Consider the following 25053-nt stretch of genomic DNA (forward strand, 5'->3'; position numbering starts at 1 on the left):
GCCGATCAGCACGTGGACCTTGTCGGATTCGATCAGGCGCTTGGTGAAGCTGTTGGCCTTGGCGGCGTCGCTGCCGTCGTCGTAGTGGACCAGTTCGAGCTTCTTGCCGAGGACGCCGCCGCCGGCGTTGATTTTTTCGACGTAGAGCTGCAGGGTCTTCAGCTCCGGGTCGCCCAGGAAGGCGGCGGGGCCGGAGACCGACAGCACGGAGCCGATCTTGATGGTGTCGGCAGCGAAGGACGATGCTGCCGCGAAGGCGAGTGATACGAACAGTGTGGTTTTCTTGAACATGGTTGTCTCCGATGTTGTTGTGATGGCTGCTGTGCTTCGGCGGATGCGCGTTCCGCTTATCCGCCCTACGTCCCTGTGGTCAGCGTAGGGCGGATAAACAAAGTGCATCCGCCGTTTTGATTTTGCGTTCTTATACTCGTTCGACTACCAATGCGATGCCCTGGCCGACGCCGATGCACATCGTGCACAGCGCGTAGCGGCCACCGGTGCGGTGCAGGTGGTTCACGGCTGCGGTCACCAGCCTCGCGCCCGATGCACCCAGCGGGTGGCCGATCGCAATCGCGCCCCCGTTCGGATTCACGTGCTCCGCGTCGTCCGGCAGCCCAAGGTCGCGCGTTACCGCCAGGCCCTGTGCCGCGAACGCTTCGTTCAGCTCGATCACGTCCATCTGCCCGATCGTCAGCCCGGTCATCGCCAGCACCTTCTTCGTCGCGGGCGACGGGCCGAAGCCCATGATACGCGGATCGAGGCCCGCCAACGCCATGCCGAGGATGCGCGCGCGCGGCTTCAAGCCGAAGCGCGCGGCCGCGTCGCCCGAGGCGATCAGCAGCGCGCAGGCGCCGTCGTTGATGCCGGACGCATTGCCGGCGGTGACCGTGCCATCCGGCGTCACGACACCCTTCAGCTTGGCCAGCATCTCGATGCTGGTGTCGCTGCGCGGATGTTCGTCGGTGTCGAACACGCGGGACTCGCCCTTCTTCATCGGGATCGTGACCGGCACGATCTCTTCCTTGAACACGCCGGCCGCATTGGCCCTGGCCCAGCGCTGCTGGCTGCGCAACGCGAACGCATCCTGGTCGGCGCGGCTGACGCCGAATTCCTTCGCCACGTTTTCCGCCGTCGCGGGCATCGAATCGATGCCGTACTTCGCCTTCATCAGAGGATTGACGAAGCGCCAGCCCATGGTGGTGTCTTCGATTTTGGCGCTGCGCGAGAACGCGCTGTCGGCCTTGCCCATCACGAAAGGCGCGCGCGTCATGTGCTCGACACCGCCCGCGATGATCAGGTTCGCTTCGCCGGCACGGATGGCGCGCGCTGCGGTGCCTACCGCGTCAAGGCTGGAGCCGCACAGGCGGTTGATGGTGCTGCCCGGGACCGCCGGCGGCAGGCCGGCCAGCAGCGCCGCCATGCGCGCCACGTTGCGGTTGTCTTCGCCGGCCTGGTTGGCGCAGCCGTAGAACAGGTCGTCAACGGCAGTCCAGTCCACGCCGGGGTTGCGGGCCATCAGCGCGGCGATCGGCAGTGCCGCCAGGTCGTCGGCGCGCACCGTCGACAGCGAGCCGCCGTAGCGACCGAAGGGGGTGCGGATGGCGTCGCAGATGAATGCGTCTGTAGGGTTGTTCAAGTCAGTGCTCCTGTTGTCAGCTTTTCGGGCGATTGTCGATTACGCGCTTCGCCTTGCCGGTCGTGGTGCGTTCGATGCCGTTCGGCGGGGCCACGGTGACGCGGGTGGAAACGCCCACGAATGTCTTGATGCGGTGTTCGAGGTCGCGGCACAGCGCAGCGCACTGCTCCGCCGATTGCGACGCGTCGCGCATTTCGGTGATCACTTCGAGCTTGTCGAGGTGGCCATCGCGCGATACCAGCAGCTGGTAGTGGGGCGCCAGCACCGGCGTCTTGAGGATCAGTTCCTCGATCTGGCTCGGGAACACGTTCACGCCGCGGATGATCAACATGTCGTCGGAACGGCCGGTGATCTTGCCGATGCGGCGCATCGAGCGCGAGGTCGGTGGCAGCAATCGCGTAAGGTCGCGCGTGCGGTAGCGGATGATCGGCAGCGCTTCCTTCGACAGCGAGGTGAATACCAGTTCGCCTTCCGAGCCGTCCGGCAGCACGTCGCCGGTTTCCGGGTCGATGACCTCCGGGTAGAAGTGGTCTTCCCAGATGACCGGGCCGTCCTTGGTTTCGATGCATTCGCTGGCCACGCCCGGGCCCATCACTTCGGACAGGCCGTAGATGTCGACCGCATCGATGCCGGCGCGCGCTTCGATCTCGGCGCGCATCGCGTCGGTCCACGGCTCGGCGCCGAAGATGCCGACCTTGAGCGAGGACTCGGCCGGGTCCATGCCCTGGCGCTGGAATTCCTCAATGATGTTCAGCATGTACGACGGCGTGACCATGATGATGTCGGGCTTGAAGTCGCAGATCAGCTGTACCTGCTTCTCGGTCTGGCCGCCGGACATCGGGATCACGGTGCAGCCCAGGCGCTCGGCGCCGTAGTGCGCGCCAAGGCCGCCGGTAAACAGGCCGTAGCCGTAGGAGATGTGGCAGATGTCGCCGGCGCGGCCGCCCGCGGCGCGGATCGAGCGCGCCACCACGTTGGCCCAGGTGTCGATGTCGTTCTTCGTGTAGCCCACCACCGTCGCCTTGCCGGTGGTGCCGGACGAGGCGTGGATGCGCACCACCTGCTCGCGCGGTACGGCAAACAGGCCGAACGGGTAATTGTCGCGCAGGGTCTTCTTGTCCGTGAAGGGGAATTTCGCCAGGTCGGCCAGCGTCTTCAGGTCATCCGGATGCACGCCGGCGGCGTCGAAGGCTGCCTTGTAGTGCGGTACGTTGTCGTATGCGTGCTTCAGCGACCATTTCATGCGCTCGAGTTGCAGCGCCTGCAGCTCGTCGCGGCTGGCTCGCTCGATCGGCTCCAGGTCGCCAGGCGCGGGAATGCGTTGGACCATCTTAGTCTCCTTCTGTTTACTTATGCCGCAAGCTCGGCGACGTGGCCGCCGATGCGGTGCGATTTGCCGCGAAAAAGCGCGATCAGGCGCCCATCCTGGTTGCTTACCTTGATGTCGTATACGCCGGTCTTGCCGGTCAGCGCCTGCTCGAGCGCCTCTGCGCTCAGCACATCGCCTTCGCGGCCTGGCGCGATGTAGTCGATGGTGCAGCCTGCGCCCACGGTGTTCTGGTTGTGCGAATTGCAGGCGAAGGCGAACGCGCTGTCGGCCAGCATGAAGATGTAGCCGCCGTGGCAGGTCTGGTGGCCGTTCAGCATGTCGGCGCGAACGGGCATGCTCATGCGCGCGTAGCCCGGACGGATTTCGTCGAGCTTCATGCCGAGCGCCTGGCTGGTGGTGTCGCGGTCGTACATCGACTTGCCGGCCAGTTCGGCCAGCGCCTGCGCGTCCGCGTGGATATCCTTATGCATGAAAACGTACTCCGGAAGACAGTTTGCGGCGCAGCAGCGGCGACACGCGGTAGCGGTCTTCGCCATAGCTGGCTGCGAGGTTGGAAAGAACGGTGGCCACATGCGCCACGCCGACCTGGTCGGCCCACGCGAGCGGGCCGCGCGGATAGTTGACGCCTTTTTGCATGGCGATGTCGACCGCCTCGGCACTGCATACGCCCTGGTTGACGGCGTCCGCCGCCTCATTGGCGAGCATCGCCACGGTGCGCATGACCACCATGCCCGGAACGTCGTCGATGCGGGTGACCTCGAAGCCGGCGGCCTGGAACATGCCGACGACCGCGTTGTAGGCGGTGTCGCTGCACTGGTCGGCGCGCGCCAGCGCGATGCGTTTCGCGCTGGCGTAGTCGATCACCAGGTCGTACAGCACCGTGTCCGGGTGCTTGTTGGCGGCGGCGCGCTCGGTGGCGCTGCGGCCGTCGGTCAGGAACAGCGCGGCGCCGTTGCAGTGGAAGCCAGGCGCCTCGTTCTCGCCCGAATGCGGCAGCGGCTTGCGGTGCGCGACGCTGTAGCCGTTGGCGCGCAGGCGCTGTTCGAGCGGTTCGGTCACGGCGCCGGACACGCCCGGCTCGATGCTGATGCCGACCGCGTCCGGCCGTTCCTGGCGCGGCTCGGTATGGACGGCCGGCTTGACGGCGCCGGCGGAATAGTCGTAGAAGCCGCGGCCCGATTTGCGGCCCAGGAAGCCGGCATTGACCATTTCCTGCTGCAGCACCGACGGCGTGAAGCGCGGGTCGTTGAAGTAGGCGTGGAATACGGATTGGGTGACCGAGAAGTTGACGTCGTGGCCGATCAGGTCCATCAGTTCGAAGGGGCCCATGCGAAAGCCGCCCGCTTCGCGCATCACGGCGTCCAGGGTGGCCGGGTCGGCGGCCTGTTCCTGCAGCAGGCGCAGGCCTTCGGCGTAGAACGGACGCGCCACGCGGTTGACGATGAAGCCCGGGGTCGACTTGGCGTGCACCGGCTTCTTGCCCCATGCGGCGGCGGTGGCGTAGACGGTATCCGCCACGTCGCGGCTGGTTGCCAGGCCGCTGATCACTTCCACCAGCGCCATCAGCGGCACCGGGTTAAAGAAGTGCATGCCGACCAGGCGCTGCGGACGGCGCAGGCGCGCGGCGATCGCGGTGACCGAAATCGACGAGGTGTTGGTGGCCAGGATGCAGTCGTCGCCGACGATGGCTTCGAGGTCGGCGAACAGGGTGCGCTTGACGTCCAGGCTTTCGACGATCGCCTCGATGACGATGGCGGCGTCGCCGACGTCGGACAGCGAACCTGCCGCGGACAGGCGGCCGCTGGCGGCCGACACTTCCTCGCCGGTCATCTTGCCTTTCTCAGCCAGCTTGCCGTACATATTGCAAATGCCGGCAATCGACGCCTGCACCGCTTCGGCGCGCGCGTCGAACAGCTTGACGGTGTAGCCGGCGGCGGCTGCGACCTGCGCGATACCGGTGCCCATGGCGCCGCTGCCGATGACGGCGACGACGCTGCCTTGCGGGAGAGCCTGCGCCATGTTCATTCTCCCTTGAAGTGGGCTGGACGCTTTTCCATGAAGGCGGCGACGCCTTCGCCGTAGTCGTGGCTGTAACCCAGTTCGCGCATCATGTCGCCTTCGAGCCTGAGCTGCTCGGGCAGTGTGTTGGCATAGCTTGCCTGCAGCGCCTTCTTGGTGAATGCCAGGCCCTTGGTCGGGGCGACGGCGAAGTGTTCGGCCATCCTCATGGCGTCGTCCATCAGCGCGGCGTCGGGCACGCACTTCCAGATCAGGCCCCATTGTTCGGCGGTTTCGGCCGGCAGTTTTTCGCCCAGCATGGCAAGGCCGGTGGCGCGTGCGTGGCCGATCAGGCGCGGCAGGTGCCAGGTACCGCCGCTGTCCGGGATCAGGCCCAGTTTGCAGAAGGCTTCGACGAAGCTGGCCGATTTCGCGGCCAGCACGATGTCGCAGGCCAGCGCGATGTTGGCGCCAGCGCCGGCGGCCACACCGTTGACCGCGCAGATGACAGGCATCGGCAAGGAGCGCAGGGTGTTGATCAGGGGGGCGTAGAACTTCTCGACGGATTCACCAAGGTCCACGCCCTTGGCACCCGGTTCCACCGCGCGGTCGCCCAGGTCCTGGCCGGCGCAGAAACCGCGGCCGGCGCCGGTCAGCACCAGCACGCGCACGCTCTTGTCGGCCTGTACGGCCTCCAGCGCGCTGCGCACTTCGAGGTGCATCGCCTGGGTGAAGCTATTGAGCTTGTCCGGGCGGTTCAGCGTCAGTACCGCGATGCCGTCCTGGACCTGGAACTTGATGTTTTCGTAGTTCATGGAGTCTCCGTCTGTTTTTGTTTGCTTATTCCGCCTGGTCGAAGTCGACCACCACCTTGTCCGTCACCGGGAAGCTCTGGCAGGACAGCACGAAGCCGCGCGCGATCTCGTAGTCTTCCAGCGCGTAGTTGACGTCCATGTCCACCTTGCCGTCCAGAAGCTTGCAGCGGCAGGTGGAGCACACGCCGCCCTTGCAGGAGTAGCGCATGTCGATCCCGTGGCGCAGGCCCGCGTCGAGGATGGATTCCTTGTCCTTCTCCATCGTGAAGGTGGTGTGGCTGCCGTCCATGATGACGGTGACTTCGGTATCGTGCGCAACGGCCGGATCGAAGGCGCGCGGCTTGTGCTCGTGCTTCGGGATGCTGGCCGCGAACAGCTCGATCTTGATGCTCTGCTTCGGCAGGCCGGCTTCCTGCAGCGCGGCGGACACGCCCAGCATCATGTCTTCCGGACCGCAAATGAAGGCGACGTCGATGTCGTCGATGCTGATCCAGTGCTGCAGCAGGTGCTCGACCTTTTCCTTCGTGATGCGGCCGTTGAACAGTTCGATGTCCTGCTGCTCGCGGCTCATCACGTAGGCCAGGTTAAGGCGCTGCATGTGGGTGTCCTTAAGGTCCGTCAGTTCTTCCTTGAAGATGACGGTGGAGGAGGCGCGATTACCATAGAACAGGGTGAACAGGCTGTTCGGTTCCTCATTGAGCGTGGTCTTGATGATCGACAGGATGGGCGTGATGCCGCTGCCTGCCGCGAAGGCCACGTAGTGCTTCGCATTTCCGGGCGCGAGCTGCACGTTGAAGTGGCCCATCGGCGGCATCACTTCCAGCACGTCGCCCGGCTTCAGGCTTTCGTTGGCCCAGGTGGAGAACATGCCGCCAGAGGTTTTCTTGATGGCGACGCGCAGCAGGTTGTCCTGCACCGCGGAGCAGATCGAGTAGGAACGGCGCACATCCTCGCCGCCGATCGTCGCGCGCAGGGTCAGGTGCTGGCCCTGCTGGTACTTGAAGCTGTCGGCCAGTTCTGCCGGCACATCGAAAGTGACGGCGATGGTGTCGCGCGTTTCGTTACGCACGCCTGCGACGCGCAGTGGGTAGAATTTGCTCATGTATCGGCCTTAGTGGCACTTGAAATAATCAAAGGGTTCGAGGCAGTCCAGGCATTTGTATAAGGCCTTGCACGGCGTCGACCCGAACTGGCTGGTGAGCTGCGTGCGGGTCGATCCGCAGTTCGGGCAGGTGACCGTCAGCTCCGGCACCACGCGGCGTTTAACGCCGGTGGTCAGCCCGCTGATGTCGATGACCTGCTGGGCCGGCGGTGCGATGCCGTAGCCCTTCAGCGCAATCTTCCCCGCTTCGCTCATCCAGTCGGTGGTCCAGGCCGGCGACAGCTGGCTGACCAGCTTTACCTTGCCGACGCCGTGATCGCGCAGCGCATCGATGACCGCTTCCGCGATGACGGCCATCGCGGGGCAGCCCGAATAGGTGGGCGTGATGGTGACGACGCATTCGTCACCGTTCCATTCGACCTTGCGCACGATGCCGAGGTCCACCACCGAGATCACCGGGATCTCGGGGTCGGAAACCTCGCCGAGCCAGGCCCATACCTGCTCGGTACCGACTGGTTGCCGAACGTCCATCACCATTCGGCTCCGGGATAGGCGCGCTGCAGGAACTGCATTTCCGCCAGCAGGTAGCCCAGGTGCTCGCTGTGGCGGCCTTTCTTGCCGCCCTGGTGCATCCATGCGTCGGCAGGCGGCATCTGCAGCGTGGCTTCTGCCAGGATTTCGCCAACGTGCTCGAGGAAGTCTGCGCGCAGGCCTTCGACCGCGGGCGCCACGCCCTGCTCCACCATCTGCTTGTCGGCGGCGTCGTAGATGAACATCTCGCCGCTGTACGGCCACAGCGCGTCAAGCGCGGCCTGCATGCGGTCGTGGCTTTGCTGCGTGCCGTCGCCGAGGCGCACCACCAGGTCGCCGCTGCGGCGCAGGTGGTAGGTAACTTCCTTGATCGACTTCTCCGCGATCTCCGCGATGCGCGGGTCGGTGGATTTGGCCAGGCCCTGCATCAGGAAGTAGTGCCAGGTATCGAACAGGAACTGGCGCATCAGGGTGTCGCCGTAGTTACCGTTAGGCTGTTCGACGATCAGGCAGCAGCGCATGTCGTTCGCGTCGCGCAGGTAGGCAAGGTCGTCTTCGGTCTTGCCTTTGCCTTCGAGTTCGGCCGCATAGGACAGCCACATGCGGGTCTGGCCGAGCAGGTCGAGCGCGACGTTCGCCAGCGCCATGTCTTCTTCCAGCGCCGGCCCCTTGCCGCACAACTTGGACAGCTGCTGCGACAGGACCAGGGCGTTGTCGCCCTGGCGCAGGACGTATTCGAGTTTGGCGTCCACGGGGCGGCTCACAGGTTCTTGACTTCTTCCGGCATCGGGAAGAAGGTCGGGTGGCGGTAGACTTTGCTGTTGGACGGCTCGAACAGCGCCGATTTGTCGCCAGGGCTGCTGGCGACGATGTCGGCGGCGCGCACGACCCAGATCGAGACGCCTTCGTTGCGGCGGGTGTAGACGTCGCGCGCGTTGTTGACGGCCATTTCGGCGTCAGGTGCGTGCAGGCTGCCCACGTGTTTGTGGGCCAGTCCGTGCTGGCTGCGGATGAAGACTTCCCACAGTGGCCATTCTTTGCTCATTCGATGCTCCAGGTATGAATTGGGGAGCCGCTTAGGCAGCGGCGCGTGCGGCTTTTTTCTCTGCGTGTGCGACCAGCGCGTCGCGGAACCACTCGCCGTCGTTCCACGCGTTGACGCGGGTCGCCAGGCGCTCCTTGTTGCAAGGGCCGTTACCCTTCAGGACGTTGTGGAACTCGCTCCAGTCGATTTCACCGAACTCGTAGTGGCCGCTGTCGGCGTTGAACTTCAGGTCGGGGTCGGGAACCGTCAGGCCCAGGAATTCGGCCTGCGGCACGGTCTGGTCGACCATGCGCTGGCGCAGTTCGTCGTTGGAGAACAGCTTGATGCGCCACTTGGACGACTGCGCGCTGTTGACCGATTCGGCGTCGGACGGGCCGAACATCATCAGCGAAGGCCACCACCAGCGGTTGAGCGCATCCTGCGCCATCGCCTTTTGTTCGGGCGTGCCTTTGGCGAGGCTCATCATGATGTCGTAGCCCTGGCGCGCGTGGAAGGATTCTTCCTTGCAGACGCGGATCATCGCGCGCGAGTACGGACCGTAGGAGCAGCGGCACAGCGGGATCTGGTTGATGATGGCCGAGCCGTCGACCAGCCAGCCGATCGCGCCCATGTCGGCCCACGACAGGGTCGGGTAATTGAAGATGCTCGAATATTTGGCCTTGCCCGAGTGGAGGGCGGCCAGCAGTTCGTCGCGCGAGACGCCCAGCGTTTCGGCGGCGCTGTAGAGGTACAGGCCGTGGCCTGCTTCGTCCTGGATCTTGGCCAGCAGGATCGATTTGCGTTTCAGCGTAGGCGCGCGGGTGACCCAGTTGCCTTCAGGCAGCTGGCCGACGATTTCCGAATGCGCGTGCTGCGAAATCTGGCGGATCAGCGTCTTGCGGTAAGCCTCCGGCATCCAGTCCTTCGCCTCGATCTTGATGCCTTCGTCGATGCGCTGCTGGAATGCGAGCTCTTCCGCACTCATGTCGGCGTCCGTCTGGACCTTCTTGAGGCCGGTTTCTACCATCTGTGCATACATGGTCGTTCTCCATCACTTAGACTGTGAAACGATAATACGATACAAAAAATCAGAAGTACACAGTTTTTTTGTGTCGCATTAAAAATATGTATCCATTCGCGAAGCTCGATAGTAAAAAATTAATCGTGCGCCTGTCCGCGAGCAAAGTAAACTCCCGTTTTTGCTTGACAATCGCCCGCCACGCGCCAGACCATGCCCCTATGAAACAATTGACCAGCACAGAATGGATCAGCCACTTCCTAGCCAGCGACCCGCCGCGCTCGAAGTCGCTCGTGATGACGATTTTCGGCGACAGCATCGTGCCGCACGGCGGCGCCATCTGGCTCGGCAGCCTGATCGAATTCCTGGCCCCGTTCGGGGTGAACGACCGCGCCCTTCGCACCAGCGTGTTCCGGCTGGCGCAGGAGGGTTGGCTGGTGGCCAACCGCGACGGGCGCCGCAGCTCGTATGCGATCCTGCCGGAGGCGCTGCCGCGCTTCGAGCGCGCCTACCGCCGCATCTACGATGTGCCAACGGTGAACTGGGACGGCAAATGGACGCTGCTGATGACGGGACCTGACGGCCTGGATGCGCCGAACCGCGCGTCGCTGCGCAAGCAGCTGCTGTGGGAAGGCTACGCGATGATCAGCCCGGGCGCGTTCGCGCATCCGGCCGGTGACGCGGCAGTGCTGGACGAAATCCTGGGACGCGCCGGGGTGCGTGACACGGTGTACGTGTTCAGCGCGGGCGCGATGCCGGACGTCGGTTCGCGTCCGCTGCGCGAGCTGGTGGATGAGGCGTGGGACCTGTCGGACGTCGCCGCCGGCTACCGCAACTTCATCGAGGAGTTCGCGCCACTGCAGTCGCTGCTGGGCGAACGAGTGGAACCCGAGCAGGCGTTCGTGATCCGCACGCTGCTGATCCACGCCTATCGCCGCGTGCAGCTGCACGATCCGATGCTGCCGGTGGAGCTGCTGCCGCAGCCCTGGCCCGGCGTCGAGGCGTACGAGGTGGCGCGCGCGCTGTACCTGGCGACCTGCCGCGCGGCCGAAGGCTACATCATGGCGACGCTTCAGCGCGAGGATGCGGATGCGGCGCCGGCGGCGGAATCGTTCTACCAGCGCTTCGGCGGACTGCCGCGCGGATAGTGCTTTCAACGCTGAAACTGCCAATTGATTAGCGCGCACCCGTCCGCACATAGCCTGGATTTCCTCACCGGAATGGGCGCGCGACGAGTGTGGGCAACGTCAGTCCATGAAACATTCGGGCTAGGGTGCTGCGCCGGAACGCGCGCTATCAAACTTCCGCCGATTTCAACATAATCGTTTCAGTTTAGACTGCGCGCAACCTGCCATCGGACTTCATCGATCAACGGAGTACGGTCCGACATGCCCGTCCGCGTAGACTACCGCAAACTGAGTCTGAACACAATCGCCCCCTTTGTGGCGGAGCGTTTCGTGCTCGCCTCCATGAAAACAATAACTTACGGGTTCAACTGTCGAACTCGAGTAAGCGCGAGCGCCGGATTTTGTTACACGGAGCTGGCCCTGGCGTACTCTGCTACTGACGCATCGCCGCTGTACGAATTCGGACTAAGGCGGCAAAGTCCTGAATCGTTTGGTTTTGCGGCAATGAATCAGCGTAGTGGGCGATTCGAGTTAGGGCAGGAGAGAGATTGGCCTTACTTACTTCCAGCAAGAACTTGTCGGCCTCTGGTGATGTCAAGTAACCGATCAGCTTTCGTGGATCGGTTTTGGGCTTGTTTAATTCCCTAAGGACGGTTTCGGCATACTCCCCTCGACTAAGGGACTCGTTGACCAGGGCAAACGCATGAAGCCAGGTTGCATATCTGATCGCGTTAATGTAGCCAAATGCGCCGATCGCAGATGTAAAGCTAGGCTCATTACGCTCGATAACCGAAAGCAATTTCTTTCGACTTTCCAAAGGGTACTGGTTGACAAATGTCGCGCTTTTGAGATCCGCGGTCAATATATCTACCGCATAAGAACTACGAGATTCTTCGAGCAGTCGAAGAAGGTCTGCTTGATGCGAAATCGCGGCAAATCGGAGATTATGTGCAATCTCACCAGCGTACTCATCGTTATCAAGTATCTTATTCGACTTTGCATGAAGCAGAATTTGCTTAAGCTCGCCTTCTCCACCGATTCGTGAAATTGCGAAGGTGGCTGCGCGCGCTGTTTCACGCTCACCGGAGTACACATAGCCCTTAAGATCTTTACGTATTTGTGCGTTCCTTCCGACAGGATCCCGCCGATCAAATAATTTCCCCAAAGCACGAACAAGAAGAATTCGTTCTTCTGGCGTTGACTTCCCTGCCAGCGCCTCTCGCACAAAGTCGATGTTTGCTTCGGTCGCCTGGAGCTCTTGGGACTGGCTCTTTTCCAGTAACTCGCGGCCAAGTCTTGTACCTCGATGTGCCATATAGCCCTGAAGCGAGCTGTCTAGCACCGACGCCTTGCTGGCGCCACTCACCAACTTGCCGGTTTCGGCGGCAGCCACCACGGAAAATAAAAACATGGCCGCGACTGTCACTCCATATCGTAACGAAATCATATATACCTTTCAAAACTCTATATTAGAAATCACCGATTACTGAAATGTTCGCAATTTATCAAAGATGAGCCGTGGAGTTATTCCGTTATCGTCAAGAGATTCGTAGCGATAATACCACTCAAGGGCCGCAGCGCTAAATGGCTGTTGATAACGCGTGCTAGCTTGCAAGGCTGCAAGAACAAAGGTATCGCATCGATACGATCCGCGTCGTGCTGGAACGCGTTCGGTTTGAGCGGTCGCCGGCACCGTGAATATAGTTGTCGTATAATCTGAGCCAATTTGATAAATCTGCATTGCTCGGCGAACGGCCGCCAAGCGAGCCCACAGCGCTTGAGTCCCGCCGAAGTCTGGGCAAAAGCTGTAGTAGCAATAGGGTTCTGTAAGCTCATTTGGGAGTTTCCAAGTTGCTTTACCCCAGTATGGGGACTCGGACTTATACTGATTAAGGCTCCGAAGACGAATAGCATTGTAGCTTCCCGAGTTGGCTTCAATAACTTGCTCCGAGTCCCATATTGCAATGTGACCCAGCCAACCCAGTCCAGCAACATCAAGGTCGCGTCCCACGACATCGCCAATTTGGGTCGGATCATTGGCAGTCGACTCAGCACCGATATTCCAAAGTGGGATTCCCGTTGGTCCATAGACAACTAGATTTCCGTCATCTTGAATGTGAAGGTAGGCGTTTGGATTACCCCCTGTTTCTGTATTCCACAGCGGGTGCCAAGAATTGCTGTATTGGACGAAATTCCCGTCACCTTGCATTATCGCAATGTTTCCGTTCTTCGCCATTCCGTAACGTTTTGTACCATCCTGCCTATACATCACCAAACTTCCATCTGTTTGCATTATTAGATTGTATTTTTTTAACGGGGACTCAATTGCTTGCCCACGCTGAAGACTAGCATTTGGCCCTAGCGTACTTGCTTCTACATATACAGTTGAAGATAGTAGGTAACTGTTCAGCCTGAATGGCCAAAGCAATCCGCGTCATCCGCATCGGTGAACGCGATGTCGCCTTGTTCGGCCTCAGCTATGCATTCCCACAGGCCGTCTTGATGCAGCGCGATCGAATCGGCATTTCGCAAGTAGAACTCATCGGGATCCAGGCCATCGATCAGGACCGGACGACGTACCCGCCTTTGTTTTCCGTTGATGAAGATAGTCATGAACTGTGCCTTCTCCCTCTTCTGGGCGACGGTCAGTTTGCGCTTCGGGCCATGGTATTGAATGCGATTGTTAACTGTTCGGCCGCTACGCAGCTGGCATGATCGGATCGCCAGTAAATGCGCGGCGTAGCACTTCCAGCATGCTGTGCCCCTGTTTGCGTAGCGTGTCGAGGCAGGAGCGAATGATGCAGAAATTGTCGGCGCCGGCAATGGTGCGGAAGCATCCCGATATTTTTGTTTGACCTTGGGCATGCGGACGGCCCGCTCGGCAATATTGTTGGAGAACGGGACGGTCGGATCGGCGATGAAGCGCAAGATAGCATCGGCGTGCAGCCGGAAGCGGCGCAGCAAGTTATAGGCGTCGGATTGCTTGCAGCGACCGGATGATCCGTCTGGTTTGAGTTGGGGAGGGTTCAATTGCTCCCCTTGGCGCACGATGTCGTTGTAGACGATGGTGAAGGCGGCGATGGCATCGGCATCAAATGGCCGGCCCTGCTGTCGCGCCGCCGCGCTCAGTCGTTGGGCGTTGAGCAGCAGTTCCGTCATGGCGGTCGGCCATTGCTGGCCAGTCACTTCCTGCGCATACACCAGTTCTCGAAGGAGATGGGCATTGCACAAGGCATGCAGGCCATCGTCGAGTTTCCAGTAAGGGGCCCAGCAATCATGCACCAGAACGCCGATGCGTTTGGGGAGAATGCCATGCGCGACGATGGCATCCAGGCCGCGCTTTGCGTGCATGCCATACCAGGTCAGTTCCGCCGTGGCCGCCACATGCATCCAGTGCAGTTTGCCATCCACGCGCAAGCCCGATTCGTCGGCGCACAGCACTGGCGCGTGGTGCAATTGCCGCGCTATCAGGTCGGCTGTACCCTGCAGGGCCAGGCTCGCTTCGCCAACCCAGGCAAGCAGGGTTGCTGGCGACACAGACAAGCCCGTCATCTCGCCAATCAACTCGGCGGCGCGGGCATATGGCAGCATCTGGCCCTGGGTCAGATGCACGCCCAGTGCGCGCACGTTCGGGCCGTATTGCGCAAGGTCGCCGACCGCAGCCGGGAATACGCTGTCGTGCCGCTGACCGCAGGCGCAGACCACCGTGTAGACACGGTGTTCCACCACCTCGAAGCTCATCGCAGGCACATCGAATACCTGGCGGCGCTCCAGCACCTGCGCCTGTTCGAGCGCCAGCGCACTGTGGCAGCGGTTGCAATGCGACGGCGGCGGATAATCCTTCGTACTGGTGGGCTCGGCCACCCGCTTGAGTGTACTGCCTTTATGGCCCGGTTGGCCGCCAACCGCCTTGCCAGACTTGCCGCGCAACGAGCTAGTCTTCTGCTTCTTGGCCAGTCCATCCGAGGATGGTGGCTTGCTCGAATTCTGGCTGTTCATTCCCAGCTTTGCCTCAAGCGCATCCATGCGTGCAAAGAGCACGTCGATGAGACGATCCTTGTCGGTATCGGACAGCTGCGTGAGGTCGGGACGAGGCGGTTTCGGTGGCATGCCGACATGATGCGGCAATAGCCAATAGTTTACAACTGCTCATTGCCGTGTTCATTCAGGCTGAATAGTTACAAATGGACTATCTCCGGTGAATTTGCAACTTATTTAGAGACGGGGTCCGCTCGGGAAACTTTAGCGGCTCGTTATCGAAGCGGGTCGCTGCCGCTTGTGGGATTAGCCTGGCGCAGCGAGGGTGGCGGAAAAGGTAAAAGCTGCGACCTGAAAAATGTGGTGTGGGCCAAATTTTTCGGCGAGCTAAGGGGGCGCGTGCGTTTCGTCTCTCTGCAGCACGGAGAGACTCAGGACGACATCAACTTTATTCGATGGAAATACGGCGTCGAAATTTATCAGGATCAGAACATCGATACGTGGAGCGATTTGGACACCGTTGCAGCCCAAGTTGCAACCCTGGATTACGTCGTGAGCATCAGCACAACCGTTATTCATGTTGCTGGAGCTCTTGGCGTCCCAAGCTGGGTGCTTCTAAAGAATGAGCCATATCTCCATTGGAAAGCCGGCAATCAGGTGTGTCCGTGGTATCCGACGGTGCAACCGGTTCGTCAGAAGAATCCCGACGAGTGGGACAGCACCATTAAAGTGGACCCATCGGTCAAGACAATCTTTCAGCGAGTTTAAGCTGTGTCCGTTTCCACCGCTGCAGCTGGTCGGCGCTGCCCCGTGATCCTACTTCCTTGCCGCTGGAGGGCTTCATCCTCCAGGGGCCGCCGCCGGCAGGGCCTGCTGCAGTCACGCCGTTTCGGGCGCCGCCACTTCAGCGCTGCCGTACTTGTCGACGATCAGCGCTCCGCCGCCGATTCCACTGCGATAGACGTTGGCCGGCGTCTTGTAGGCAAGGGACTGGTGCGGTCGCTCGGCGTTGTAGAACGCGAAGTATTGCGCCAGTCCCACCATCAGCTCTGCCATGTTGGCATAGCCCTTCAAGTACACATCCTCGTGCTTCACGTTGCGCCACAAGCGCTCGACGAAAATGTTGTCCAAGGCCCGTCCGCGTCCATCCATGCTGATGGCCACGCCTTCGCGCTTGAGCACGTCCGTGAAGGCCGCGCTCGTGAACTGCGAGCCCTGGTCGCTATTGAACACCTCGGGCCTGCCATGCTCGCGCAGGGCGTCCTCCAGGCAGTCCACGCAGAACGAAGCGTCCATGCTGTTGCTGAGCCGCCAGGACAGCACTTTGCGGCTGTACCAGTCAATCACGGCCACCAGGTAGGCGAAGCCGCGCGCCAGCCTTAGATAGGTTATGTCCGTGCTCCACACCTGGTTCGGCCGCGTGACCGGTACACCCCGCAGCAGGTACGGGTAGACCTTGTGCCGAGGATGTGCCTTGCTGGTGTTCGGTCCGGGCGCCATGCCCGCCAGTCCCATGCTGCGCATCAGGCGCTGTACCCGCTTACGGTTGACTACGTGGCCCGCTGCGCGCAAAAACACCACCATGCGCCGGCTGCCATAGAACGGCCTGTTCGTATATTCCTCGTCGATCAGCCGGCACAGCAGCAAGTCCTCCGCGCCTGCATCTTCCGGCACCTTGGCGGCGAGCCGCCGGTACACCGTCGCGCGCGGCACTTCCGCCAGTTCGCATTGCCGGCTCAGGGGTAGCTCATCGGCGCCGTCGACCCAGCCCATCCTGGCATCAAGGCTCACTCCCCCAACTTTTTTTTAAGCCAGTCATTCTCCATCTTCAGCCGGCCGATCTCGCCGTACAGCCGATCCTCGCCGCTCTTGTCCTCGGTCGGTTTGGGGCCCCGCTTGGTCTCGAACAGAGCGCCGGCAGATTCCAAAATCTCCTTCTTCCATTGTCCGACCAGCTGCGGATGCACGCCGTACGTTTGTGCGATCTCCGTGATCGTCTTCACCCCGCGCACCGCTTCCAGGCCTACCTTCGCCTTGAATTCGGCCGTATGCACCTTGCGTTTCTTTGCTTCACCCATTTGCTGCCATCCTTTCGAGGACGACAGCTTAAACTACCCCGTAGTCACTGTCTCAAATTGTGGATCCACTATACATTGAGCAGGTTGTGAATGAGCTTACCGCGAAGATCGAGTGACGGCTTCTGGCCCAGGCTGTGTAAAAACACTGGCCAGATGCTGCCGCTGTTGAACTCGGCCTTCCAAAACGGCCGCTACGGCGTTTTTGCAGTGTCGGTAATGGTAAACCGACCCCTGAAAACGCGCCGGCTGCGCGTTTTGCACAGCCTCGGTCGGTTGCTGCCGTCCTGTGACCGACCGCAACCGTCCCTCAGCGGATTTGTCGAAGTGTAACTTGGCGGTAATGCTGACACTGAATGTCTTTACGCCACAATGTTTTATCGCAATCCAGTGAGAAAGGGTGTATTTCCTAGCACCATCACTGATATATAGTCTCGTTAGCCGGAGACTGGGAATACCCTGTGGAGTTCTCTGCCCGGATTTACCTTGGACGAGACGACACCATGAAATGCCTTCCCCCCGCACTGCTGGCGATGCTGCTGGCCACTCTCCCCATGGCCGGTTGGGCGGACGAACCCGCGGCGGCGGCATCGGCAGTAGCTCTATCGCCGGAACAGCATGTCGATGGCCTGTTCGCCAAATGGAACAAGCCCGGTATGCCCGGTTGCGTAGTCGCGGTGATTCGCGACGGCCGGGTGCTGTTCCGGAAAGGCTACGGCATGGCGGACATCGAGCGTGGCGCGCCAATGTCGCCGGCGACCGTACTCAACGTCGGATCGATGTCGAAGCAGTTCACAGCGTTCGCCATTCACCTGCTCGCGCAGGAAGGCAAGCTGTCGCTTGACGACGACGTTCGCAAGCACCTGCCGGACGTTCCGAACTTCGGCAAGACGATCACCATCCGCCACCTGCTGCAACACACCAGCGGCCTGCGGGACGAAATCAATCTGATGATCCTGGGCGGCTGGCGTATCGACGACGTCATCACCCAGGACGACGTGCTCAGCATCATCCAGCGCCAGCGCGTGCTGAACTTTTCGCCAGGGCAGGAACACCTGTACAGCAACACGGGCTACACACTGCTGGCGGCGGTCGTACAGCGCGTGGCGGGCAAGCCGCTTGCTGCATTCGCCAAGGAACGCATCTTCGATCCCCTCGGCATGAAGCACACATTCTTCCAGCAGGACTATGGGACCCTGGTGCCGGGCCGCGCGCTGTCGTATCAGCCCGCGCACCACGGCATCTACAAATACATAGCGGTAGGCGCGTCCACGGCCGGGCCGGGGGGGCTGATGACGACGGTCGAGGATCTAGCGCTGTGGGATCGCAACTTCTACGATGCGCGCGTCGGCGGCACGGAGTTGATCGCACAGATTCAAGCGACCGGCGTGCTGAATAGTGGCAAACCCATCAATTACGCCTCAGGACTGTTCGTCGAGACGTACCGGGGAACGAAGCTCGTCGAGCATTCCGGCGGGATTGGCGGTTACCGTGCCCAGCTGTCGCGTTTTCCCGAGCAGCGTTTCTCGGTGGCCGTGCTGGCCAATTCGGCCGACATCAATCCGAGCATAATGGCGCGCAGGATTGCCGATATTTACTTGGATCGCGAGCTCGGACCAAAATCCGCACCTGCTGTGAAACCGGCTACTACGACGAGCGCTGCGGCCGAAATCGCGCTCGACCCGGCACGCCTCGATGCGCTGGTGGGCTACTACGCACTGTCGCCGGAATTCGGCTTCATGTTCACCAAGGAAGGCGGACGCTTGATGGCACAGGCTACCGGGCAGGAGAAATTCCCGGTATTCGCTTCTGGCGAGCGAGAGTTCTTCTACAAAGTGGTGGATGCACAGTTGACCTTCGATGCGCCGGATAAGGACGGCATCGTAGCTGGTGTCGTGCTGCATCAGAATGGACAAGACCAGCCTGGCGTCCGCAGCGAGAAACCTGCACCGTCGGAAAGCGAGCTGAAGGAGTTCGTCGGCGAGTTCTACAGCGACGAGCTGCACGTGCTCTATACGGTCTTCCGTAAGGACGGCAAGCTCATGCTGACCTATCCACGCGGTACGGTCGAGCTTGATTTCAAAGGCAAAGGTGCATTTGCGGCCGAGTTCCCGATTATCGAGATCAAGTACCAGTGCCTGCAAGGCGGCTGTAACGGTTTCACGGTCACTAACGGGCGCGTGCGCGACCTGCAATTTACCAAGGTCGCCATCGTAGCGCCGGGCTCGCGTGCCACCGCGACGATGGGTGTTTTCTTGAAGTAGGAAACGCCGCAATTCCGGCGGCCAACTGGCTTTGGACGAGAGCTGCTCGGCATGAAGCACATCTTCTTCCATGAACAGTACGGCACGCTAGTGCGGGGACGGGGGGCTGTCGTACACGACAGTCGTCGAGCGTCCGCTCCTGGCCGAAGGACTAAACCGCTCGCGCGGTAGTTGGGCTTCGGCGCTGCCGGCGGGTCGTCGTCGACAGGGGTTTCTGATGCAATTCTAAACTGTTTCCTATGTTGGTTAATGAGGCAATCGGCCTCATTCCAACAGGAGCAGCATCATGACTCAAGCCATCACCCCGCTGCGCCAACGCATGATCGACGACATGCGGATGCGCAAGCTCGCACCCAAGACCCAATCGGCCTACCTGCTGCACGTGCGGCGGCTGGCCGCCTTCCTGGGCCGCCCGCCCGACACCGCCACGAGCGAGGATCTGCGCTTGTTCCAATTGCACCTGGTCGAACAAGGCTTCACGTCGAACGCCCTGAACGTGACGATCACCGGATTGAAGTTCTTTTTCGAAGTCACCGTCCACCATCCCGAACTGATGGCCAGGATGCATCCCGTACCGGTTCCCCGCAAACTTCCCCAAGTGCTCAGTCGGGACGAAGCCGCGCGCCTGATCGCCTCGGCGTGCAGTCCCAAGTACCGGGCGGCATTGTCGGTCGCCTACGGCGCCGGCCTGCGCGCAAGCGAAGTGGTCGGGCTCAAGGTGACCGATGTCGACAGCGGGCGCATGGTCTTGCGCGTGGAACAAGGCAAGGGGCACAAGGACCGGTACGCCATGCTGTCGCCGGCGCTGCTCGACTGCCTGCGTGCCTGGTGGAGGACGGCACGTGCCGAAGGCAAGATCCTGCACGGCGGCTGGTTGTTCCCCGGACAGAATCCCGTCGACCCGCTCGGCGTACGGCAGCTGAACCGCGCCATCCACGCCGCCGCCGACCTGGCGCGCATCGACAAGCGCGTGTCCATGCACATCTTGCGCCACAGCTTCGCCACCCATCTGCTGGAGCAGAAGGTCGACATCCGGGTGATCCAGACCCTGCTCGGCCACAAGCGGCTCGACACGACCGCGCTGTACGCCCAGGTCGCCACCGATCTATTGCGCGAAGTAATCAGCCCGCTCGACACCTTGCAGCCGGCATAGGGGGCGCCATGGAGCACCCCGACCTGGAGGTCGCGGACATCTTCCGCGCCCACGGTCCGGCCTGGCGACAAGCCCAACGCGGACACCTGAGCCTGGGCCAGCTCAAGGTCATGTCGGCCATCGAGCAGTGTCGCAGCGCGGCGCTGGGCGGGCACGCGCTGCGCTGCGACACCTGCGAACACGTCGACATCGCCTACAACTCCTGCCGCAATCGCCACTGCCCGAAGTGCCAGGCCGGCGCCGCGCGCCGCTGGCTTGAAGCGCGCCGCAACGAATTGCTGCCGGTCGAGTACTATCATGTCGTCTTCACCCTGCCGGCGACGGTCGCCGCGCTCGCCTGGCACAACAAAAGCGTACTCTACCGACTGCTGTTCGAGCTCGCGGCGCAGACGCTGTGTACCATCGCCGCAGATCCCAAGCACCTGGGCGCGCGCATCGGCGCCACACTGGTGCTGCACACGTGGGGTTCGGCGCTGACCCACCATCCCCATGTGCACGGCATCGTCCCCGGCGGCGGCCTGTCGCAGGACGGCGAGCGCTGGGTCGCCTGCAGGCGGGGATTCTTCCTGCCGGTGCGCGTGCTCTCGCGCTTGTTCCGGCGGCGCTTCCTCGAAGCGCTGGGCGCGGCCCATCGCGCCGGCCAGTTACGTTTCCTCGGCGAGCATGCGGCACTGACGGAACCGACCGCCTTCGCGCGCTGGATGGCGCCGCTGCGGCGTTGCGAGTGGGTGGTCTACGCCAAACGTCCGTTCGCCGGGCCCGAGGCGGTGCTGGCCTACCTGTCCCGCTACACGCATCGAGTCGCAATCTCGAACCGGCGGCTTGTCGCCATGGACGAGCGCGGCGTGACATTTCGTTGGAAGGACTACCGTGCCAAGGATCAGATGCACAAGACGATGACGCTCGGCGCCGACGAGTTCATGCGCCGGTTCCTGCTGCATGTCCTGCCCAGCGGCTTCCACCGGATCCGGCACTACGGGCTGTTCGCCAACGCGGGACGCAAGGCCAACCTGGCCAGGGCGCGCGCATTACTGCGCGTCCCGGCGCCCGCCGTCGACACACAGCCTGTCGAGCGCAATTCGACGATGTTCATTTGCCGGCACTGCGGCGCGCCGATGGCGATCACCGCCATCTTCTTGCCGATCAAAGCAATTCAGGCACCAGCACGGCACCAGGGAGCACCTCCATGAGCGACAACGACAACATAGGCTTGCGCCACAAGCGCGTCGACCGTCGGCCAAAACCGATGCGGAGCTCCTTTGCCTGTCCTGCCGCAGCGTCTCAATTTCAATCGATTAACCACCGAACAGGCGACGCCCCCCGTGACCGTTTCAGGTCTTATATACGCCATCGATGCCAACTCGCCCGCTCCAACTGGCACCTTCCCAGCCAACGGCGCCGGTCAAATCGCCATAGCCTATGACAAAGGCTGACGACAACTAAACTTCCCGCGGTTTCCTCCTTCGGGGCTTGCCCAACGCCGGCCGGGAACGCTTGCGCGCATCAATTCAGGTCTGTGGAAGCGGCCGACATCGGACAACCCTTAACGAAACCGGACATGGCTTTGATGACCTGATGCCGATCAGACGGCGTTCCTTCATCCAGGCTTTATTGACTTAGGGCTCCTGAATTGATGCCAGAACAGGCTGGTTCTTCCTTCCGGGTCTTAATCATCTCTCGTCCGAATCTGGCGCCAGCGCCTGTGGTCGCGCGCTGCCAACAGACTAAGCCTCGGGAGTAGCGTAACGATTCACAAAGCGCTTCATCGCCGGCGACTAAAACCGGAAAATTCCAGCGGTCCCTACGCCACCCACCTGAAGATCGGTTGAACGGGCGCTGCGATGGCGTGGTTGCACGGACGAGAGCTCAATTTTGCAGTATGGTTAAAAATCTCATCGGAAAAAATCTCGACTTATACGACAAAAATCTCATCTTTTGTGACACTCAACGCCCTTCGTACGGCTCAGCCGTAAGAACCGAAACAATTGCGCATACGGCTCCCGATGCTTCAATCTGCGCAAACGTCCAACGAGTATCGCCATTAGCATCGTCTTTCAGCACCCAAAGATCATTATGCAGCTGACATTGAACCGGAATGATGTACCGCTTACTGTAGGCCGCTTGGAAGCTTTCCAAGGCCGCATTCATATCTACTTGGTTTGGCATCAATTTTCCTTGCAATGCGCGTCCAACGACACGGGAACCCATGTCAGCCAAGGCGCGCTAAATTGCGGGTGAAATCACTGGCCGGGGCCGCTGGCGCCCACGTCGACCTGCAGCTGATCACCGGCCGGTACCGCGCTGGCGCCGCCGTGAGATGGTGTTGAAAAAGACACTTCAGGCGTGGTAAGTGGCGCGAATCACCCTTCAGCACTATATTTAACAACAATGGAAAAGTTTCGAAAGAGCAATTTCTGTTCAACTTATGCGAAAAAAATCCCGACTTATGCGAGAAAAATCCCGATTTCTGTGACAGTCAACGACTGGGCAGGCAATGATGTTTGCGTGGCCTCGAATTGCTCATTGCAGCTGGTTCTTCCTTCCGGGTCTTAATCATCTCTCGTCCGAATCTGGCGCCAGCGCCTGTGTGTCACGCGCTGCCAACAGACTAAGCTGCTCGGGAGTAGCGTAACGTTTCACAAAGCGCTTCATCGCCGGCGACTAAAACCGGAAAATTCCAGCGGTCCCTACGCCAGCCACCTGAAGATCGATTGAACGGTCGCTGCGATGGCGTGGTTGCACGGACGAGAGCTCAATCTTGCAGTATGGTTAAAAAAATCTCATCTTATCCGGAAAAAATCTCGACTTATACGACAAAAATCTCATCTTTTGTGACACTCAACGAACACTACCTTGGCATAGCGTACAGCTTAGGCAAACTTTGAAAAGTCCGGCTTGCGCTTTTCCATGAACGCCGTCATCGCTTCCTTTGCCTCCGGCGCCAGCAGCATTGCGCTGAACAGCTTGTTCTCCGCGTCCATGGCGTCGTTGATCGCCGGGGTACGCGAACGCTTCATCAGGGCCTTGGTGGCGCGCACCGATGCGGCAGGCAGTGCGGCCAGCTTGGCGGCCTGGCCTTGTGCGAACGGCAGCAGTTCTGCCGACGGCAGCACTTTGGACACGAGGCCCAGTCCCAGCGCTTCCTGCGCCAGGAAGGCTTCGCCCAGCAGCAGCTTTTCGGCGGCACGCGCGTAGCCGGCCACTTTCTGGAACAGCAGGCTGGATGCGAATTCGGGGCACAGGCCAAGCTGCGCGAAAGGCATCGAGAACTTGGCGTTGTCGGCCGCGTAGACCAGGTCGCAGTGCATCAGCATCGTAGTGCCGATGCCGACTGCCGCGCCCGAAACCGCCGCCACGACCGGCTTGGTGCTGCCGGACAGGGCGCGCATGAACTGGAATACCGGGCGCGCTTCCATTGGCACGCCTTCGACCGGCCGGGAATTCATCAGGAAGTCGGGCAGGTCGTTACCGGCCGTGAAAATCTCCGGCTTGCCGGTGATCAGGATGGCGCGGATGGCGCTGTCGGTTTCGGCTTCGTTGATGGCGTCGGCCATCGTCTGGTACATCGTCGCGGTGATCGCGTTCTTGCGCTCGGCGCGGTTGAATTCGATGGTCAGGATGCCGTCGGCTTTGGTGGTGAGGATGTCCATTGATTCTTGTCCCTGGTGTTCTCTGCGCTTGTGCGGCGCTTGCTCAGTATGGGTCCCCGTTTTCACGGGGACGGCGGATTTAGCTGTATCGGATAAGACAAGGGCGCCGAGTTTCTACGCTCAGCGCCCTTCTTCACTCCTATTCTAAACGAACATTTAAACGCGTTCGATGATGCCTGCCGCGCCCATGCCGGCGCCGACGCACATCGTCACCATGCCGTACTTCAGGCTGTTGCGGCGCAGTGCGTGTACGACGGTCGCGGCGCGGATCGCACCGGTCGCGCCCAGCGGGTGGCCCAGCGCGATCGCGCCGCCCATCGGGTTGACCTTGCTGGTGTCGAGGTTCAAATCGCGGATAACAGCAAGCGCCTGCGCTGCGAACGCTTCGTTCAGCTCGATCCAGTCCAGCTGGTCCTGGGTGATGCCGGCTGCCGCCAGCGCCGCAGGAATCGCGAACTTCGGACCGATGCCCATGATCTCCGGCGGCACGCCACGCACCGCGAACGACGAGAACTTCGCCAGCGGGGTCAGGTTGTGTTCGCGCAGGATCTTTTCGCTGACGACGATCAGCGCGCCCGCGCCGTCGGACATTTGCGACGAAGTCGCGGCGGTGACGCTGCCCTTGGCTGCGAATACCGGCTTCAGCTTGCCCATCGATTCCATGCTGGCGTCCGAGCGCGGGCCTTCGTCCAGGTCCACGGTGCGCTTGCCGACCTTGATCTCGCCGCTGGCCAGGTCCGGCGTGCGGGTGGTGATTTCGACCGGGGTGATCTCGTCCTTGAACAGGCCGGCCTGCTGCGCGGCGATGGCGCGGCGGTGCGATTCGAGACCGAATGCGTCCTGGTCTTCGCGCGACACTTTCCACTGCTGCGCCACTTTTTCGGCGGTCAGGCCCATGCCGTAGGCGAGGCCCACGTTTTCGTCCTTGAAGGTGTCCATGTTGATCGATGGGTGGTGGCCCATCATCGGCACCATCGACATCGATTCGACGCCGCCGGCGATCATCACGTCGGCTTCGCCGACGCGGATGCGGTCCGCCGCCATCGCCAGCGCGGTGATGCCCGAAGCGCAGTAGCGGTTGACGGTGACGCCGCCCACGGTGTTCGCAGGCCAGCAGCACACGGCGTTACGCGCCAGCGTTGAAGCCCTGCTCCGCTTTCGGGAACGAGCAAGCCGACGATGCGTCGATGATTCAGCGCCGGGTCGAGGTTGGGCAGGCGCCATCGCGCCGCGGATCGCGTGCACCAGCAGGTCGTCCGGGCGGTCCTTGTTGAACATGCCGCGCGCGCCTTGCCGATCGGGTGGCGGGTCCGCGGCGATCGATGTATGCGTCTTGAAGTTGTTTGCTCATG

Annotated in this window: 23 protein-coding genes; 5 read left to right on the forward strand and 18 right to left on the reverse strand. The window is 61.5% G+C overall.

The window, feature by feature from the left end; genetic code table 11:
* The 11 genes from D3872_RS23945 to paaA form a co-directional block, all read right to left on the reverse strand.
* On the reverse strand, positions 1 to 291 hold a 291-nt coding region (locus D3872_RS23945; RefSeq protein ID WP_147373991.1), incomplete at its 3' end, for an ABC transporter substrate-binding protein.
* A gap of 130 nt (positions 292 to 421) precedes the next feature.
* Positions 422 to 1636: a 3-oxoadipyl-CoA thiolase gene (gene pcaF, locus D3872_RS23950; RefSeq protein ID WP_119813115.1), complete on the reverse strand. Its 1215-nt coding sequence runs from the start codon at positions 1634 to 1636 to the stop codon at positions 422 to 424.
* A 16-nt stretch (positions 1637 to 1652) separates the two neighbouring features.
* Entirely contained in the window at positions 1653 to 2966 is a 1314-nt protein-coding gene (paaK, locus tag D3872_RS23955) for a phenylacetate--CoA ligase PaaK (RefSeq protein WP_119813116.1), read from the reverse strand.
* A 20-nt stretch (positions 2967 to 2986) separates the two neighbouring features.
* Positions 2987 to 3436: a hydroxyphenylacetyl-CoA thioesterase PaaI gene (gene paaI, locus D3872_RS23960; RefSeq protein WP_119813117.1), complete on the reverse strand. Its 450-nt coding sequence runs from the start codon at positions 3434 to 3436 to the stop codon at positions 2987 to 2989.
* On the reverse strand, positions 3429 to 4991 hold the full coding sequence (gene paaH / locus D3872_RS23965; RefSeq protein WP_119813118.1) for a 3-hydroxyacyl-CoA dehydrogenase PaaH: 1563 nt from the start codon (positions 4989 to 4991) through the stop codon (positions 3429 to 3431). The genes paaI and paaH overlap by 8 nt, the downstream gene beginning before the upstream one ends.
* The gene (gene paaG, locus D3872_RS23970; RefSeq protein WP_119813119.1) at positions 4988 to 5779 is read right to left on the reverse strand and encodes a 2-(1,2-epoxy-1,2-dihydrophenyl)acetyl-CoA isomerase PaaG; all 792 of its coding nucleotides are present in this window, start codon (positions 5777 to 5779) and stop codon (positions 4988 to 4990) included. Before paaG ends, paaH begins: the two co-directional genes overlap by 4 nt.
* A 25-nt stretch (positions 5780 to 5804) precedes the next feature.
* Positions 5805 to 6881: a 1,2-phenylacetyl-CoA epoxidase subunit PaaE gene (paaE, locus tag D3872_RS23975; protein WP_119813120.1), complete on the reverse strand. Its 1077-nt coding sequence runs from the start codon at positions 6879 to 6881 to the stop codon at positions 5805 to 5807.
* Positions 6882 to 6890: 9 nt separating this feature from the next.
* Entirely contained in the window at positions 6891 to 7412 is a 522-nt protein-coding gene (paaD, locus tag D3872_RS23980) for a 1,2-phenylacetyl-CoA epoxidase subunit PaaD (protein WP_119813141.1), read from the reverse strand.
* Complete coding sequence (gene paaC, locus D3872_RS23985; RefSeq protein WP_119813121.1) at positions 7412 to 8164, reverse strand: 1,2-phenylacetyl-CoA epoxidase subunit PaaC; 753 nt, start codon at positions 8162 to 8164, stop codon at positions 7412 to 7414. Before paaC ends, paaD begins: the two co-directional genes overlap by 1 nt.
* A gap of 8 nt (positions 8165 to 8172) precedes the next feature.
* On the reverse strand, positions 8173 to 8457 hold the full coding sequence (gene paaB / locus D3872_RS23990; protein ID WP_119813122.1) for a 1,2-phenylacetyl-CoA epoxidase subunit PaaB: 285 nt from the start codon (positions 8455 to 8457) through the stop codon (positions 8173 to 8175).
* Positions 8458 to 8488: 31 nt separating this feature from the next.
* A complete protein-coding gene (gene paaA, locus D3872_RS23995; protein WP_119813123.1) occupies positions 8489 to 9475 on the reverse strand; it encodes a 1,2-phenylacetyl-CoA epoxidase subunit PaaA in 987 nt (328 codons plus the stop codon).
* Between the two features lie 200 nt (positions 9476 to 9675).
* On the opposite strand from paaA, the gene paaX reads away from it, so the two are divergent.
* On the forward strand, positions 9676 to 10602 hold the full coding sequence (gene paaX, locus D3872_RS24000; protein ID WP_119813124.1) for a phenylacetic acid degradation operon negative regulatory protein PaaX: 927 nt from the start codon (positions 9676 to 9678) through the stop codon (positions 10600 to 10602).
* A gap of 412 nt (positions 10603 to 11014) precedes the next feature.
* Here the strand turns inward: paaX and D3872_RS24005 are convergent, their stop codons facing one another.
* From D3872_RS24005 to tnpC, 3 genes are all read right to left on the reverse strand, one after another.
* Entirely contained in the window at positions 11015 to 11992 is a 978-nt protein-coding gene (locus D3872_RS24005) for a hypothetical protein (RefSeq protein WP_182915923.1), read from the reverse strand.
* Between the two features lie 72 nt (positions 11993 to 12064).
* On the reverse strand, positions 12065 to 12874 hold the full coding sequence (locus D3872_RS24010) for a hypothetical protein (protein ID WP_119813126.1): 810 nt from the start codon (positions 12872 to 12874) through the stop codon (positions 12065 to 12067).
* 113 nt (positions 12875 to 12987) lie between these two features.
* Positions 12988 to 14691 carry an IS66 family transposase gene (gene tnpC / locus D3872_RS24020; protein ID WP_229459504.1) on the reverse strand — a complete coding sequence of 568 codons (1704 nt, stop codon included), beginning with the start codon at positions 14689 to 14691 and terminating at the stop codon, positions 12988 to 12990.
* Positions 14692 to 14859: 168 nt separating this feature from the next.
* Here tnpC and D3872_RS24025 point away from each other — a divergent pair, with 168 nt between their 5' ends.
* The gene (locus D3872_RS24025) at positions 14860 to 15327 is read left to right on the forward strand and encodes a hypothetical protein (RefSeq protein WP_147373993.1); all 468 of its coding nucleotides are present in this window, start codon (positions 14860 to 14862) and stop codon (positions 15325 to 15327) included.
* A gap of 111 nt (positions 15328 to 15438) precedes the next feature.
* On the opposite strand, the gene D3872_RS24030 is transcribed toward D3872_RS24025, so the two are convergent.
* Positions 15439 to 16637 (reverse strand): IS3 family transposase gene (locus D3872_RS24030; RefSeq protein WP_119813129.1). Its coding sequence is split into 2 segments (ribosomal slippage): positions 15439 to 16352 and positions 16352 to 16637, totalling 1200 coding nucleotides; the frame shifts between segments, so codons are not numbered across the junction.
* Positions 16638 to 17137: 500 nt separating this feature from the next.
* On the opposite strand from D3872_RS24030, the gene D3872_RS24035 reads away from it, so the two are divergent.
* The 3 genes from D3872_RS24035 (at position 17138) to D3872_RS24045 (ending at position 21241) form a co-directional block, all read left to right on the forward strand.
* The gene (locus D3872_RS24035; protein ID WP_119813130.1) at positions 17138 to 18898 is read left to right on the forward strand and encodes a serine hydrolase; all 1761 of its coding nucleotides are present in this window, start codon (positions 17138 to 17140) and stop codon (positions 18896 to 18898) included.
* Between the two features lie 286 nt (positions 18899 to 19184).
* Positions 19185 to 20051: a tyrosine-type recombinase/integrase gene (locus D3872_RS24040; RefSeq protein ID WP_119809001.1), complete on the forward strand. Its 867-nt coding sequence runs from the start codon at positions 19185 to 19187 to the stop codon at positions 20049 to 20051.
* An 8-nt stretch (positions 20052 to 20059) separates the two neighbouring features.
* Positions 20060 to 21241, forward strand: coding sequence for an IS91 family transposase (locus D3872_RS24045; RefSeq protein WP_119809002.1), 1182 nt, complete (start codon positions 20060 to 20062; stop codon positions 21239 to 21241).
* Between the two features lie 754 nt (positions 21242 to 21995).
* Here D3872_RS24045 and D3872_RS25400 read toward each other — a convergent pair.
* The 3 genes from D3872_RS25400 to D3872_RS24055 form a co-directional block, all read right to left on the reverse strand.
* Positions 21996 to 22217: a hypothetical protein gene (locus D3872_RS25400; RefSeq protein WP_147373994.1), complete on the reverse strand. Its 222-nt coding sequence runs from the start codon at positions 22215 to 22217 to the stop codon at positions 21996 to 21998.
* Positions 22218 to 22921: 704 nt separating this feature from the next.
* Complete coding sequence (locus tag D3872_RS24050) at positions 22922 to 23701, reverse strand: enoyl-CoA hydratase (RefSeq protein ID WP_119813131.1); 780 nt, start codon at positions 23699 to 23701, stop codon at positions 22922 to 22924.
* A 156-nt stretch (positions 23702 to 23857) separates the two neighbouring features.
* The gene (locus tag D3872_RS24055; RefSeq protein ID WP_229459505.1) at positions 23858 to 24979 is read right to left on the reverse strand and encodes an acetyl-CoA C-acyltransferase; all 1122 of its coding nucleotides are present in this window, start codon (positions 24977 to 24979) and stop codon (positions 23858 to 23860) included.
* Positions 24980 to 25053: the final 74 nt, after the last annotated feature.

Source organism: Massilia cavernae, from assembly GCF_003590855.1.
GTDB classification, from domain to species: domain Bacteria; phylum Pseudomonadota; class Gammaproteobacteria; order Burkholderiales; family Burkholderiaceae_D; genus Telluria_A; species Telluria_A cavernae.